The 17,255-nt window shown below is 34.5% G+C and carries 10 protein-coding genes; 8 read left to right on the forward strand and 2 right to left on the reverse strand.

Going from position 1 to position 17,255, the window contains the following annotated elements; all coding sequences use genetic code 11:
* Window positions 1–21 precede the first annotated feature (21 nt).
* From Q0093_RS02490 to Q0093_RS02505, 4 genes are read left to right on the forward strand one after another with little or no spacing between them, the layout of a single operon-like run.
* Window positions 22–1,140 (forward strand): efflux RND transporter periplasmic adaptor subunit, encoded by a 1,119-nt coding sequence (locus Q0093_RS02490; protein WP_297928322.1) that lies wholly within the window; start codon window positions 22–24, stop codon window positions 1,138–1,140.
* Between the two features lie 22 nt (window positions 1,141–1,162).
* Entirely contained in the window at window positions 1,163–4,270 is a 3,108-nt protein-coding gene (locus Q0093_RS02495; RefSeq protein ID WP_297928323.1) for an efflux RND transporter permease subunit, read from the forward strand.
* Window positions 4,271–4,292: 22 nt separating this feature from the next.
* Entirely contained in the window at window positions 4,293–5,774 is a 1,482-nt protein-coding gene (locus tag Q0093_RS02500) for a TolC family protein (protein ID WP_294176154.1), read from the forward strand.
* Window positions 5,775–5,792: 18 nt separating this feature from the next.
* Window positions 5,793–9,038 (forward strand): efflux RND transporter permease subunit, encoded by a 3,246-nt coding sequence (locus Q0093_RS02505; RefSeq protein ID WP_297928324.1) that lies wholly within the window; start codon window positions 5,793–5,795, stop codon window positions 9,036–9,038.
* 10 nt (window positions 9,039–9,048) lie between these two features.
* Here the strand turns inward: Q0093_RS02505 and Q0093_RS02510 are convergent, their stop codons facing one another.
* Together Q0093_RS02510 and Q0093_RS02515 are read right to left on the reverse strand one after the other, a co-directional pair.
* Window positions 9,049–9,903 carry a DUF1573 domain-containing protein gene (locus tag Q0093_RS02510; protein ID WP_297928325.1) on the reverse strand — a complete coding sequence of 285 codons (855 nt, stop codon included), beginning with the start codon at window positions 9,901–9,903 and terminating at the stop codon, window positions 9,049–9,051.
* Window positions 9,904–9,933: 30 nt separating this feature from the next.
* The gene (locus Q0093_RS02515) at window positions 9,934–11,886 is read right to left on the reverse strand and encodes a hypothetical protein (RefSeq protein ID WP_294176161.1); all 1,953 of its coding nucleotides are present in this window, start codon (window positions 11,884–11,886) and stop codon (window positions 9,934–9,936) included.
* Window positions 11,887–12,150: 264 nt separating this feature from the next.
* Here Q0093_RS02515 and Q0093_RS02520 point away from each other — a divergent pair, with 264 nt between their 5' ends.
* The 4 genes from Q0093_RS02520 (at window position 12,151) to Q0093_RS02535 (ending at window position 17,161) form a co-directional block, all read left to right on the forward strand.
* On the forward strand, window positions 12,151–12,564 hold the full coding sequence (locus Q0093_RS02520; protein ID WP_297928326.1) for a hypothetical protein: 414 nt from the start codon (window positions 12,151–12,153) through the stop codon (window positions 12,562–12,564).
* A 180-nt stretch (window positions 12,565–12,744) separates the two neighbouring features.
* Complete coding sequence (radA, locus tag Q0093_RS02525) at window positions 12,745–14,118, forward strand: DNA repair protein RadA (protein ID WP_297928327.1); 1,374 nt, start codon at window positions 12,745–12,747, stop codon at window positions 14,116–14,118.
* Window positions 14,119–14,129: 11 nt separating this feature from the next.
* Entirely contained in the window at window positions 14,130–15,683 is a 1,554-nt protein-coding gene (locus Q0093_RS02530) for an NAD(P)/FAD-dependent oxidoreductase (protein ID WP_297928328.1), read from the forward strand.
* A 23-nt stretch (window positions 15,684–15,706) separates the two neighbouring features.
* Window positions 15,707–17,161, forward strand: a complete 1,455-nt coding sequence (locus tag Q0093_RS02535; RefSeq protein WP_297928329.1) for a carbon starvation protein A — start codon at window positions 15,707–15,709, stop codon at window positions 17,159–17,161.
* The last annotated feature ends 94 nt before the right edge of the window (window positions 17,162–17,255 follow it).

The raw sequence follows: 17,255 nt of genomic DNA on the forward strand, positions 1-17,255 counted from the left end.
ATAAAAAGTATATACATTCATATGAATATAATAAAGATTACCTTCTTAAAAAGACATTTTATTTTAATAAGTTGCTCTTTAATTTTTGCAGCATGCAATAATACCTCAAATGAAAACAGAAAAAAAAGTGAGCCCGAGTTCACAAAAACTACTATCGACATTCCTACCATAGTAGAGACTAAAATATCAGAAAATAAACCTTTTTATTATGAACTGATTTCGAACGGAACACTCTCTGCCATGTGTAAAGCTGATTTAAGATTCCAGACATCGGAAATCGTTTCTGAAATATTTGTAAAAAACGGCGATTATGTAACAAAAGGACAAAAACTGGCCGTATTAGAACAGTTCAAACTTAAGAATGCTTTAGCTCATGCCAAAGATAATCTCGAAAAAGCAAAATTAGAACTACAGGATATACTTATCGGACAAGGATTCAGTTTAGCAGACAGTTCTCAGATTCCCCCTAAAATCATGAAAATAGCGAAGATTAAGAGTAATTATGACCAAAGTCTGAATAATTACAAAGAAGCTGAATATAATCTAAAAGCTTCGACACTGTACGCTCCTTTCTCCGGGGTTGTAGCAAACCTATTCACCAAACCTTATAACATACCTTCCGGATCAGAACCATTCTGTACCATCATAGATAATCAAAAACCGGAAGCTATATTTATGATTTTAGAATCAGAACTTCCGATAATAAAAAATGGGGATAAAGTAGTCATTTCACCTTTCTCAATTGAAAATTATTCTGTCGAAGGCAAGATTTCAGAGATAAATCCGATTATCGACAAAAACGGAATGGTACGAGTAAAAGCTTTAATAAGCAATAAACAGGGTAAACTTTATGACGGGATGAACATAAAAGTCAAGGTACAAAAAGAAATGGGAAATTATTTACAGATCCCTAAAGAAGCCGTCGTACTCCGCAACAATAAACAAATTGTATTTACATTAAAAAATAACAGAGCTCAATGGAATTATGTAAAAACAGGAATGGAAAATTCAGAAAATTATATAATCTCTGAGGGTTTGTCTGTTGGAGATAGCGTCATATATAAAGGAAATATCAACTTAGCACACGGAACACCTGTTGTTTCAGCAAAAATGAAATCAGGATCAAACAAAAATAATTAATCAACAACAAACGCTCATAATTATGATACGATTCCTTATCGAAAGACCCATTGCCGTTTTTATGGCGTTTACGGCTTTTTTCATTTTAGGGATAATTACCTACCTAAATATTCCCGTCTCATTATTACCAGATATTTCCATACCCGAAATCACTGTCCAAATATCAGGAAAAAACTTTTCTGCCCGTGAATTAGAAAATACATTAGTTGCCCCGATTCGGGAGCAGCTGATGCAAGTAAGAATGTTGAAAGATTTACACAGTGAAACGAGGGATGGAAATGCCATTATCCGACTTAATTTTGAATATGGAGCCAACACAGATCTCGTATTTATCGAAGTAAACGAAAAAATAGACGCTGCAATGAATTATATGCCTAAAGAGACCGAAAGGCCTAAGGTTATTAAAGCCAGTGCGTCAGATATACCTGTTTTAAACCTCAACCTAACAATAAACGATGAAAACAGAGATGATAATGAGTATAGTCAAAAATTTATGGAATTAAGCGATTTTGCAGAAACTGTCATAAAAAGACGTATCGAACAACTTCCACAAGTTGCAATGGTCGATATGACGGGCGTTATGAATCGGCAAATCGTTATTATTCCAGACAATAATAAGTTAGAAATAAACGGAATGTCTTTAAATGATATCGAAAATGCACTGAATACGAACAATCTCGATGCCGGAAATATGATTATTCGAGATGGCCATTACGAATATAATATTCGCTTTTCTTCTATTTTAAGAACCATCGATGATATTCGCAATATATATATTCGCAAAAACGATCGTATATACCAAATGAAAGATCTAGCAACTATAAATTTTGCCTCTGAAAAAGAAAAAGGTATGGCCCTTTTTGGTGATAAACGTACCGTTACTTTATCTATCATTAAACAGTCAGAAGAAAATATGGCAAATATGCAAAAAACATTAAACGATGTCATTGATAATTTAGAAAAAGAATATCCCCAAATTTCATTCAATATTTCGGAAAACCAAACCGAGTTGTTAGACTACACGATTTCAAACTTAAAACAAAACCTTATCCTTGCATTCATATTTATCTGCCTAATATCAATGATATTTATGAAAGATATCAAATCTCCTCTTATCATCGGATTCAGCATGTTTATATCACTGGTAATCAGTCTTCTATTTTTTTACCTTTGTCACATATCCCTGAATATTGTTTCTTTAACAGGGCTCATTCTCGCACTGGGAATGATGATCGACAATTCTATCATTGTAACAGATAATATCGGACAGTTTATACAACGAGGTTATTCTATTACAGACGCCTGTATAAAAGGTACCGAAGAAATTATTACACCTATGCTCAGCTCTATATTGACTACAATTTCAGTATTTATCCCTCTGATTTTTTTAAGTGGCATTGCAGGAGCTATTTTTTTCGATCAAGCTTTTTCTGTAACCGTAGGTCTTCTTGTATCTTTTATTACAGGCATTATGTTTCTTCCGGTTTTATATAAATTAGTATATAACATAAATTTCGGGAAATTAGAAAAATGGAGAAGAATTTCAAAAAATAACCTGTCCGATATGAGATCAGAAAAGAATATGGTCATAGAACAATGGTACCATGCCGGAGTCAATTGGGTATTCCGACATAAAATCCTTACCGCAATCACAATGATTATAATATTTCCCATAGGCTATTGGCTATTTATAGCCATACCAAAAGAAAAAATGCCAGATATCAAACAACAAGAAATGATTGTATATATCGAATGGAATGAAAATATACATATAAAAGAGAACGAAACCCGTACTCGGGAAATACTTCAATTCTTAGATACCCTTACCCTTACACGCTCAAGTTTCATAGGACAGCAGCAGTTTTTACTAAATCGTGACAGAGAACTTACATCCACTGAATCGGAAATCTATCTAAAAGCAAAAAGTTATAAAGAGTTACCTAAAATCAGAAAAAAAATTTCTGATTTTATTACACAACAATATCCTGAAGCAATTGTATCTTACGAGCCTGTAGGCACAGTATTTGAAAAAATATTTTCAACCGGAGAACCTGATCTTGTGGTCGAATACTATACAAAAAATAAGTTTACATCTCTCAATCCGGAGACCATACAGGAACTCAATCTAAATCTATATAAACTCACAGGAGAAAAGGCCGAAAATGTACCTTTTATTCAACAATTAAATTTATGCATCGACCATGAAAAATTATTATTATACCAAGTTTCTTATAACGATATATACCAAACTCTGAAAACTGCATTTAAAGAAAATCAGTTCGCTACACTTCGCTCCCATCAACAATATTTACCTATCATTTTAGGCGGAAAAGAAAAAACAATCCAAGAAATATTAGACAATGAATTAATAGAAATATCAAAAAATATAGATGGTACTCGTAATAAATTATCATTAAGCAATTTCGTCACCATTACTCCAGCACAAGACTTGAAAACTATTGTGGGTGGAAAATCCGGAGAATTTATTCCTATGAATTTTTATCATACTGATAAAGCCGAAGAAATCATATCAGCAGCACAAAAAAGTAACCCAAATGATATGTGGGAAATCGATTTTTCCGGAAGTTTTTTCTCAAATCAGAAAATGATTGGAGAAATCATGCTAATTCTTTTAATATCTGTTCTTCTAATGTATTTTATACTAGCAGCACAATTCGAAAGTTTCCTTCAGCCATTAATTGTATTATTAGAAGTACCTATAGATATAGCTGCAGCTATTGGTCTGCTTTATATTTCAGGTCATTCCTTAAATCTAATGTCCGCCATCGGATTAGTCGTTACATCCGGTATTATTATAAACGACTCTATATTGAAATTAGATGTCATGAACCAATTGCGAAAAGAAGGAATGCCTCTCATGGAAGCTATTCATGAAGCCGGACACAGAAGATTAAAAGCAATACTAATGACCAGTTTAACTTCTATTGTTTGCATGGCACCATTGCTATTCAGCCATGATATGGGTTCAGAGCTGGAAAAACCTTTAGCAATTGCTACAATAGGAGGTATGGTTATAGGTACCATCATCAGTTTATTAGTTATTCCTGTCGTATATTGGAGAATCTATCATAAAACCGAAAATAAAATCTCCATTTCCGGAACAAGATAAAATACAATATCACCAAACAGTCATGAAAATAAAACAAATATGCATTGTATCCTGCCTTTGTGGTATATGGATAAATACAAAAGCTCAAATTATGGAACTAACTCTGGAACGTGTCATTGCGATAGCTCAAGATAGTTCAATACAAGCTTTCAAAGCTAAAAATGTATATATGTCAAGTTATTGGGCTTACCGATCCTTTAAAGCAGCTCGTTTGCCATCTCTGATGCTAGACATGACGCCCATGCAATACAACAGAGATTTCACAAGCCGATATGATTCCGAAAATGACCTAGATGTATATCGTAGACAGCAATCATTATATAGTTCTGCCAGATTATCTTTGGAACAAAACCTTGATATTACCGGAGGTACTTTTTATGTAGATTCAGAATTAGGATATCGGCGATTATTCGGTGAAACAACTTATAATCAATTTTCTACAATTCCTATCCGTATCGGATATTCTCAACCAGTATTGGGATTCAACGAATTTAAATGGCAAAAGAAAATCGAACCTTTAAAATACGAAAAAGCAAAAAAAACATTGATATCAGATTTAGAACAAATTTCGGTTACCTCTACTCAATATTTTTTTAATCTAGCTATAGCACAAATAAATTATGATATGGCAAAAGATAATGTCGAATCAACGGACACGTTATATCATATCGGACGTGAGCGACAAAAAATTACATCCATTTCCCAATCCGATTTATTAACTCTCAAACTTGATGCCATTAATGCCAAAAATACTTTGAAAAACGCTGAAATAGAACTTAAGCGTGCTATGTTCAGCCTTATTTCATTTTTAAAATTAGACCAACATTCTCAGATTAGAATAGTATTACCAGACCGCCCTAAAAACATAGTCTTATCTCCAGAGCTCGCATTACAATATGCCAGAAAAAATAATCCGGACTTTCTAAGTAATCGACAAAAACTACTGGAAGCCCAACAAGAAGTAGAAAAAACCAAACGAACCTCAAACTTAGACGCCAGTTTTAATGCCAGTATCGGGTATAATCAAGTTGCCTCTAATTTCGCTGGTGCTTACCGAAAACCGCTGGAACAGGACATTATTTCTATCGGTATACGTGTTCCTTTACTTGACTGGGGTGTACGAAAAGGGAAAGCCAATATGGCGCGAAATAACCTAAATATTACTAAACTTACAATAGAACAGCAAGAACAAGAATTAGAAGAAAACATATTAATGACCGTAAATGATTTTAACGTGCAACAAGATCTTATCGCTAGCGCAGAAGAAGCTCTTGCCCTCGCCAACACAGTGTACGAAACGACCAAACAACGCTTTATGATCGGAAAAGCCGATATTAACAGCCTAACTTTATCTCTGAACCGTCAAACATCTGCTCGTAACAATTACATAAACGCCTTAAAGCAATACTGGATAAGCTATTATACGATACGTCAACAAACCTTATATGATTTCAGTAAACAAGAAACACTATCAATCATTTTTGAAAAGATTACTGGTTTATAGATTAAGGGAATAAGTTATATGAAAGAAAAAGAAACACATAAATACAAAACAGCAAATGTAGATATTCTATTAAAATCTTCTCAAAAAAGAAACATATCTGCTTTTTCGGTAATACTAATCTTTACATGTCTGCTGATTGTAGGATTATTTTTTATTCCCATGCTTCCCGTTAAGTTATCACCTTCGAAAACCTTACCTCAAATAACCGTCAACTTCAATATGTGGGGACAATCATCCCGTATCATAGAAATGGAGGTCACCTCAAAAATAGAATCTATGCTTAGCCGAATAAAAGGCATAGAAAATATATCATCTAATTCTGGTAATGGTTGGGGTAACGTCTCTGTACGTATTAATAAACATACCGATTTAGATATGGTACGTTTTGAAATTTCAACGATTATAAGGCAACTATATCCCTCTCTACCTCCGGGAGTCAGTTATCCGAGCATCACAATGAACCGTCCAGAAGACGATTTCGAAAGGCCTTTTATCAGCTATACAATCAATGCACCGACTACCCCCATTCTGATCCAAAAGTTTGCAGAAAACCATATAAAATCCCGTTTACTACAAATCAAAGGTATAGATAAAGTAGAAATCAATGGAGCTACCCCTATGATTTGGAAACTCGAATATGATTATTTTCAATTACAAAATCTCGGCATAAGTGTCGATGACATTAAAGAAGCCATACAACTACATCTTAAAAACGAATTTTTAGGAATCGGTACTATTGAAAATTCAGATAAAGAAAAACAGTGGATACGTCTTGCTATTGTTCCTAATACTCCGAATAAAACATTTGATATTTCCCAAATCGATATCAAAACTCAAGACAAAAAAATAATCAGGCTCGATCAAATCGTTTCAGCAAAATATATCGAAAGCGAGCCTTATAGTTACTATCGTATCAATGGTTTAAACTCTATATATCTTTCTGTAAAAGCTAAAGAAGATGCCAACCAATTAGCTGTTTGTAATAAAGTAAAAGATGTTATAAACAATATAGATAATATTATACCCCCTAATTATGAAATACATTTAGCTTATGATGCTACTGAATACATACAAAAAGAGTTAAATAAGATTTACTTCAGATCTGGTCTCACAATACTTATTCTTTTAGGTTTTGTTTTTTTGATTTATCGAAATATAAAATATTTAATCCTAATTTTATTCTCTCTTTTATGTAACATTTTTATAGCCGCCATACTATATTATCTTTTCCAATTGGAAATACAATTATATTCTTTAATAGGAATTACTATATCTTTAACATTAGTAATAGATAATACGATAGTAATGTCGGACCAAATTATCCGACGAAAAAATAAAAAGGCTTTTATGTCTATTCTAGCAGCAACTCTCACGACAATAGCCTCATTAATAACAATTTTCTTTATGGATGAAAAGATCCGTCTTAATTTACAAGATTTTGCTAACGTCTTAATCATAAACTTAATAATTTCACTACTAATAGCCCTATTTTTAGTTCCCGCACTAATTGAAAAATTGCATATAGGCACACCCTCCATTAAACAAAAAAAACAATATGCAAAAAGATTGAAAAAACGCAAACAGTTTAATATTTCTTTCAATAAAGGATACGAGAAATTCATTATCATAACATCTCGTTTCCGGACAACTATCATCATTTTATTAATTTTATTATTCGGACTTCCTATTTTTATGTTACCGTCGCAAATCGATACTTCCAAAGATAAACATCCTACTTTTGCAGCTAAATGTTATAATAAAACTTTAGGATCAAACTTTTATAAAGAAAATATAAAACCGATAGTCGATATAGCTTTCGGCGGGACATTACGTCTTTTTATTCAAAAAGTATATAACGGATCTTATTGGTCAAATAAAGAAGAAACGACACTATTTATTGGATTATCAATGCCAAACGGAAGTACTCTTACTCAAACGAACTATATCATCGGACAAATAGAAAATTATCTACAACAATATAAAGAGATCAAACAATTTGAAACGAATGTCTCCACATTACAAGCTAGCATTAATATAAAATTTGTTCCCAAACACCAAAACAGCGGATTTCCACACTTATTAAAATCAAAATTAATAAGTAAAGCTCTTGAACAGGGAGGAGGTTCATGGAATATAGAAGGTTTAGGAAACGGATTTAACAACTCTATAAAAGATAATGCCGGGCCATATAGGGTCAAAATGCTCGGATACAATTATGATCATCTACATGCTTTGGCAGAACAATTCAAAGATTCTTTGCAGCAAAACAAACGAATAAAAAAATTCACGATCAACTCTAGATTCAGTTACTTTAAAAATGATTACCAAGAATACTCATTCAATTTAAAAAAAGACAAACTCATCGAACAGAATATAACCCCCATGCAACTTTACAATAATATCAATCCTATGTTTGGGAAAGATATATATGTGGAACGCTGGAAATCTGGCTCATCATCAGAAGAAATAAAACTATTCTCAAAACAAGCTAATGAATATGATATTTGGAAATTAAAATATTTTCCGGGACAAATCAATAAAAATAATTATAAACTGTCTGAACTTGCCGATATTGAGAAAGGACAAAGTCCACAAAATATAGCCAAAGAAAATCAACAATATCGACTTTGTCTACAATACGATTATATAGGTCCGTCCAAACAAGGAAATAATATCTTACTCAAAACAATAAATAACTTTGAAAAAATATTGCCTTTAGGATATAGTATTGAAAATGGAATGCAAAACCAAATCAGTTGGGGACAAAAAAATAATAAACAATATTGGTCAATGATACTTATTATTATCATTATCTACTTTACCACCAGCATATTATTCAACTCCCTTAAACAACCCTTTACAATCATTTTTATAATACCAATATCCTTTATTGGCATCTTCCTTACCTTTTATTGGTTCAGACTTAATTTCGATCAGGGAGGATTCGCAGCATTCATTATTTTATGCGGACTTACGGTAAATGCCAGTATATACATCTTAAATGAATATAATAATATATTAAAAACAAAAAAAATTCCACCAATAAAAGCCTATATTAAAGCATGGAATGCCAAAATAAGTCCAATATTTCTTACCATTGTCTCCACTATATTAGGCTTTTTACCTTTTATAATAGGAGCAGAAAAAGAAGGTTTTTGGTTTCCTTTAGCAGCAGGAAGTATAGGAGGTTTAATTATGTCATTTATCGGCATCTTTTTATTTATGCCGTTATTTACGGGTATAGGGCAAACTAACAAAACTTAATCACGCGACATTAATAGACATATCCTTTTATTCTCAATTGTATATAATCATCTTTTATATTACAATACACTCGTACAGTCTTAAAAAATGCACCGGTATGCGTCGGTTTTACAAGTACTTTTATTTCCGTTTCAGATCCAGACTTAACCGGATACTCTTGCCAAATTGGAACAGTACAACCACAATTTACAACAATATCTTTTATAACAAGTGGATAAGTACCCGTATTTTGTAAAACAAATATTATTTCAGATTGCTCATTAACTTTCATAGCTGTAAGCTCAATTATATTTGACTTCACACATACTGTTGTTTCTATTGCAGTTCTTATCTTACCAGTAAAAATTTGATTATACTGATTCCGAATACTCTGGTCATATATCGGATTTCCAATCGCCAAGACTTTATTACTTCTATCAAGTAAAAAACAATAATCTTGATTATTTCTCGGGAAATGATTCAATCGACCAATATTATCCTCTTTATCAAAATACACTGGATAATTAAACTTATCATCTACAAAAAAAGAAGAAAATTTTTCTTTTTTCTCAGAACAAATATAAAATTCAAATTGAATTTTGCCCGATAATGAATTCTCCACTTCTTTTATCAACGAATACCACTTTATTAATTCCAATTTAATATTCTCTTCACTCTCAGAACCACAATATAACAATACCTTATATAACATGTCCGAATTTTCATGGTCCAAAGAATCTGTCATACTATAAAAAGCAGGAATATCAGTAGGAATAAAAAGTTCTTTTCCTATCCATTCAACAATCTGTGATATCTCTTTTTTATTAGATGCGGAATGACATGCTATCAAAAACAATAATATGATACAAGCAAAAGATATTCTCATAATAATATACTAAATTATCATAGTCAATAATCACCACCAAAATGTATGTCGCCCATCAAAAGTAAATATTCTCTCTTCATTACCTCGTGTATGATTATGCAACCACAAAACAGCATTTTTCGGGACATTTGCAAATTCAACAAAATAATCTTTTGCTATTTTCCGACCAAGGCTTCTCCACCCACAAAGCGAATAATAAAATAATTCATACTCATCACCTATTGTTACATTATTTCCGTCATTACGAGGTAAATAAACAATCTTTTTTACTGAAACAGGTTCTGGAAATTCAAGACCTACCCATGCCGAATCAGGTAATGAAGAATCAAAAAACGTCAAAGGATCCCCGTCAAATGCAGACTCCCGAGATCGTTTCGGATCATTACCCCAAGTTTTATCTGTTCCTATTATCTTCCCCTTATTATTTAACAATTCTCCATTCGAACCGAAAAATTGTAATTCTGCGATATTCCCATATCCTGCAACAGGAGACACATGCCTCCAATACTTATAACATTGAGATAAAGTATCGAGAGAGATTGTAACATAAAAGCCATTCGGATTTTTTTCTATACGATGAATTATTTGCGGATTATCAAACTCTGGATTATCTGCAGCCTGTATTTCTCCACCTATCATATGTCTGGTAACACCTATAACTCTGAAAGTAGAAGGATATTTACGCTTGAAACGTAAATTATAAGTATCTAATGTATCTGGTTTATAATAATGTATCCTACCCTTAAAATCTAACAAAAACGGATAATTTGCGGGTTGTATTCCTTCATTGATAAAATATCCGGGTAAATACATAACATCATATCCCATATTCTCAAATGTTATGCTACCCCTTTTATTCCCAGCATGCGCAACAGGTACCCATCGCCTATTATCAAATACACACAAATAGACAAATTTCCGCTTTTGTAAAGGAGAAACAAGAGTCTCAACTTTCACATCAAAAGTTTTTGTATAGTTATCTGTTACATCTCTCATAAATAAATTATTCAAATTGCTAGGGATAGGTTCATTATGACAAAGAGCTGCCAAAGAATTTTTATTCAAAGCATAGGTTCTTCTGTACACTTTGGACAGCTTTGAATCCGGCTTATGAATAACATCCGGATTCGTATCCACACCTCCAAAAGAAAATTCTTTCCCATTACTAGAAAATACGACATTCCACGTATGTCCCAATGCTCTATATGGCCATTGCGGTGTAAAATCCTCCACTACCGGAATTCCTTTTGCTCTCATTGCAAAAATAGCCCGGGCACAATAATCACTACACGTTCCAATAGACATATTTCTTAAAACAGAATATTTTTCTATCGGAAAAGTTGAAACAGGTAAAAGATACACTCCAGTTTCTTCCCTTAAACGGTTATTCAGTTCACAACATGCATGAAAAGCAGAATATCGCCATCCTTCATTATAACCATGTAAACGAATATCATTATACATAGCCGCTAAAGAGTCTCGCCAAAATTCTATTGGTTCATTCCGTACCCTGTACGGTAATATATATTCACAAAACTGATCGAAATTCAAGTGATGGGCATACCCTCCCGAAGGCCAAACTTCAAAAGCCCGTTCTATATTATTAATAAGAAACTCTGCCGTTACACATTTAATATCTTCAAATCTTTCTGCACTCTTCGGGAGATTATTCATTTTAGCTATACTATCTATTTTTTGCTTCAGAACTTCTTTATTTTTCTCCACCAATAACACAGAATCAACAGCTCTATAAAAATTATCAACTGATTTCCCTCCAAAAGAATAATGGCCAGGCATATTTTCTATTAAAAAAACTGCAGCTTTATATTTAAGACTATCATCGATATTTTTACTATAATGATCTAAAACTTTTCTTAATTCAACAGCATTATCCCCTGCCAAAGTTAAAGAGCGTTCAATATCGGACTTTTTACATGAAAAGAAAAGTATTAAAAAAAGCAGTACCTGAACAGAATTTTTCATAACATTATTTTTGGTTAAAAATATATATTTCAAACATAAAAGAATAATATAATCTGTTCATAAAATAACAACTTAGTCTCATCAGCCGAGATAAAACGTAAATATTCCTGTTTAGGTCATTACAGACAAACCTAAATATATTGCAGATAATAATCTAATAATGAGCAAAAAACAATTATGAGATTTAACTTTCATATTGTATCTGCATCCAATAAGAAAATGTTTCTACCATTTATTTAAGTAATTATTAAAAAGAAAAGAAGTATGAAAACAAAAATCGGAATGCTTTTAATAGCAATGTGTATGTCTGTAATGGCTTTTGCCCAGAAACCTGTTGAGAAAACAAGAGTAAAGAAAAATTTTACACCGGAACAAATAGCACAGAAACGCACGGATACAATGAAAATTCGGTTGCAATTAAACGATGAACAAACGGCCAAGGTTTATACTTGGAATCTGCAACAGATAAAAGAACAAATAGCACAAAAGGAAAAAGAGAAAATCGAACGCCAAAAACGTATGGAACAACGAAAAGCACAAGAAGCCGAGTTTATTTCGATCCTTACCCCTTCTCAAAAAGCAGCTTATGATCAATGGAAACAGGAACAGAAAAAAGAAATAAGAAAAAAGGATCAGGATAAACGTCTGCATCGAAAGAAAAATCTTTCACAAAAGTAACAATCAAATATCAATACGCCGGACAAAAAGTTTATCGTCCGGCGTATTTTATTAAACAGTAAATAAACAAAGGATAAATCATTATAAGATCACAATATATTGCCATATCTCCATCATATTTTTAGCTGTTTATACAGAAAAAAAACGATATATTTGTAACTATTAATATGCAATTCTTTTATGGCAAAAACAAAATCGGTATATATATGCTCCAATTGCGGAGCTGATTCTCCGAAATGGATAGGGAAATGTCCTATTTGCGGAGAATGGAACAGCTATGTAGAAGAAATTATCAACACGAAGCCTTCAGCAGCTAAAAGCTCGTATCACTCGACCGAAAACAGCAAATCGAAACCTCTTAAACTGAATGAAATAAATATTGCAGAAGAACCTCGTATAGATGTACAGAACAATGAATTGAACAGGGTTCTCGGAGGTGGTTTGGTTCCCGGCTCATTAGTCTTGATCGGGGGTGAACCCGGAATAGGAAAATCGACTCTGATTTTACAGACGGTTTTAGGTTTACATGGGAAAAAAACATTGTATGTCTCAGGAGAAGAGAGTGCTCGCCAACTGAAATTACGAGCAGACCGAATACAAAAAAGTGAAAATCCTGATTGTTATATCGTTTGTGAAACTTCTTTAGAAGAAATATTCGTGCATATTAAAAACGTACAACCCGATTTAGTTATCATAGATTCCATTCAAACCATATCGACCGAGACGATCGAATCTTCTCCGGGAAGCGTATCTCAGGTGCGAGAATGTTCTGCATCAATCCTCAAATTCGCAAAAGAAACCGGAACTCCCGTTCTATTGATCGGACATATAAATAAAGAAGGTAGTATTGCCGGACCTAAAGTTTTGGAACATATCGTTGATACCGTGCTACAATTCGAGGGAGACCAACACTATATGTACCGAATTCTCAGATCTATTAAAAACCGATTCGGGAGCACTGCCGAATTGGGAATATACGAAATGAGACAAAACGGGCTTCGGGAAGTCAGTAATCCCTCCGAACTACTACTATCTCAAAATCACGAGGGATTAAGCGGGGTCGCCATAGCTGCGGCCATAGAAGGAATACGTCCATTTCTGATTGAAACACAATCTTTAGTAAGCACTGCCGCATACGGTACACCACAACGATCGGCAACAGGATTCGATTTAAGAAGAATGAATATGCTTTTGGCTGTTCTCGAGAAACGAGTCGGATTTAAACTTGCACAAAAAGATGTGTTTTTAAATATCGCCGGAGGATTGAAAGTTAACGATCCGGCAATGGATTTATCTATTATCAGCGCTATTCTTTCATCCAATATGGACATGGCTATCGAAAACCATACCTGTATGGCCGGAGAGGTCGGATTGTCTGGAGAAATACGACCTGTCAACCGAATTGAACAGAGGATATTGGAAGCAGAAAAATTGGGGTTCAAACGCATTTTGATTCCATATAATAATCTCAAAGGATTCGATGACAAAAAACTGAATATAGAAATTGTTCCCGTCCGTAAAGTTGAAGAAGCTTTTCGACAACTATTCGGGTAAAAAATAACAATATGATCAAAGAATTAAAAATAAGAGTAATACCTAAACAGGCTTCATCGGAATATAATATAACACAAGCCGTATCACAGGAATACGCCATCGATTTATCTTCGATTAAAGCGATCCGAGTATTGAAACGCTCGATAGATGCCCGCCAAAGACAGGTTATGATCAACATGCAATTAAAAGTATATATTAATGAAATACCTACTGACAATGAATATATACATACTTACTATGGCAATGTATCGGACAAGTCTCCTGTCATTATTGTAGGAGCAGGTCCTGCAGGTTTGTTCGCGGCTTTACGCCTGATCGAACTCGGACGCCGCCCCATTATCATAGAACGAGGAAAAAATGTTCATGAACGACGTAAAGATATTGCCCGTATAAGCCGAGAACAAGTCGTAAACAGCGAATCGAATTACAGTTTCGGAGAAGGAGGAGCTGGAGCTTTTTCAGATGGGAAACTATATACTCGAAGCAAAAAAAGGGGATCGGTAGATCGCATTTTAAATATTTTCTGTCAACATGGCGCAAATACATCTATTTTAGCAGATGCTCACCCTCATATAGGTACAGATAAATTACCAATCGTTATCGAAAATATCCGGAAGCAAATAGAAAAATCGGGCGGTGAGATACATTTCGAAACCCGAATGGACAAGCTTTTAATAAAAAACGATGAAATTATCGGTATAGTAACCCAAAACGGAAAAGAGTTTCATGCTCCCGTTATTCTGGCAACCGGACATTCTGCCAGAGATGTATATTATCATTTATACGAATCAGGGATAGAACTGGAAAGCAAAGGCTTCGCCGTAGGTGTACGTCTGGAACATCCGCAACATCTGATAGATCAATTGCAGTACCACAATCCTAAAGGTAGAGGAGAATATCTTCCGGCAGCTGAATACAATTTCGTAGCTCAAGTAAACGGACGTGGTGTTTATTCATTCTGCATGTGTCCGGGAGGTTTTGTCGTTCCGGCAGCCAGCGGACCTAATCAAATCGTTGTAAACGGAATGTCTCCTTCAAATCGAGGATCAGTATGGGCTAATTCGGGGATGGTTGTAGAAATAAGACCGGAAGATATCGATCAATATTCCCAGTACGGAGTATTGTCAGGAATAAAATTTCAGGAAGAACTTGAATATCAGTGCTATGTGAATGGGAATTGTAAACAAACAGCCCCAGCCCAACGAATGACAGATTTCGTCAATAAAAAAGTATCGTTCGATCTGCCTAAATCGTCATATACACCGGGAGTTATCTCCTCTCCTCTCCACTTTTGGATGCCGGAATTCATTACTTCACGTCTTAGAGAAGGATTTTCTTACTTCGGCAAAATATCGAAAGGCTTTCTTACAAGAGAAGCACTAATGATCGGAGTAGAAACAAGGACATCCTCTCCGGTAAGAATTCCTCGATATAAAGAAAACATGCAACACGTTCGCATTAAGGGGTTATATCCTTGCGGTGAAGGCGCCGGATACGCAGGTGGTATTGTTTCGGCGGCAATCGATGGTGAACGCTGCGCCGAAGCAGCAGCACAATATATGTAAAACTTTTACAAAAACCACATATCATGATCACATTTTGTATCGCTTTATTAGTGCTTATCGGAGGTTATTTTATTTACGGAAAATTCATTGAAAGGGTTTTCGGAATCGAACCCGACCGTAAGACTCCGGCAGTCAAGAACCCCGACGGAGTAGATTTTGTACCTCTTCCCCGTTGGAAAATATTTATGATCCAATTTCTGAACATCGCCGGACTCGGTCCTATTTTCGGAGCTATTATGGGAGCAAAATTCGGAACTTCTTCTTTTTTATGGATCGTATTCGGTACTATATTCGCCGGAGCGGTACATGATTATCTTTCCGGGATGATTTCTTTACGGCATAATGGAGAGAGCCTTCCGGAAACTATCGGACGTTATTTAGGAGTTACCACAAAACAAATTATGCGAGGTTTTACAGTAATTTTAATGATACTGGTCGGCGCTGTTTTTGTTGCAGGTCCGGCAGAATTACTCGCAATGTTGACTCCCGAATCTCTGGATTCTACATTCTGGATTTATATCGTATTTATCTATTACATTATCGCTACACTATTCCCGATCGACAAAATAATCGGACGGGTATATCCTTTTTTCGCTGCCGCACTGCTCTTTATGGCTATCGGAATACTTGCCGTATTACTCATCCAATTTCCTGCCATACCCGAAATCACCGACGGATTACAAAACAAACACCCGAATGCAGCAAATTCCCCAATCTTCCCAATGATGTTCATTAGCATTGCTTGCGGAGCTATTTCAGGATTCCATGCAACTCAATCTCCACTAATGGCACGATGTATGACGAATGAGAATCAAGGACGTTCTATATTTTACGGCTCTATGGTTACCGAAGGTATCGTTGCCCTGATATGGGCGGCGGCAGCTACTTACTTTTTCAGCTCTGAAGGTCAATCAATATTTGAAGTGGGAGAAAATGCCGATAATATAAATGGAAGCGCCGCCATCATCGTACAAAAAATTTCTGAAGGATGGCTGGGAGTTATCGGTGGTTTTTTAGCCATTCTCGGTGTAATCGCCGCACCCATAACGTCAGGAGATACCGCATTCCGTTCAGCGCGACTTATCATTGCAGATTTTATGAAAATAGAACAAAAGTCGATTACCAAACGATTAATAATCTGTATTCCTTTATTTATACTTGCAATCGGAATTCTTATCTATAGTCTTGCCGATAAAGACGGTTTTGAAATGATTTGGAGATATTTTGCATGGTGCAACCAAACACTTGCCGTATTCACATTATGGGCTATTACTGTATATCTCGCACAAAAAAAGAAATTATATTGGGTCACTCTTATCCCAGCCCTTTTTATGACAACAGTTACAATCACCTATATTCTGTATGACCCTATCGGAATCAACCTTCCGTATAATTTATCTGTGAGCATCGGAATCGCTATGGCAATTATTTCCGGAATCTATTTCTTTCACAGACTACCAAAACTGAAAAACGCATAATAAACAGGCGACATAATTTATTGTAAACTTCATATAAAAGCCTGTCCGACTTTTTTATCAGACAGGCTTTTAAAATTTTTGTTTAACCACTAAC

Source organism: uncultured Coprobacter sp. (genome assembly GCF_947855755.1).
GTDB lineage: Bacteria > Bacteroidota > Bacteroidia > Bacteroidales > Coprobacteraceae > Coprobacter.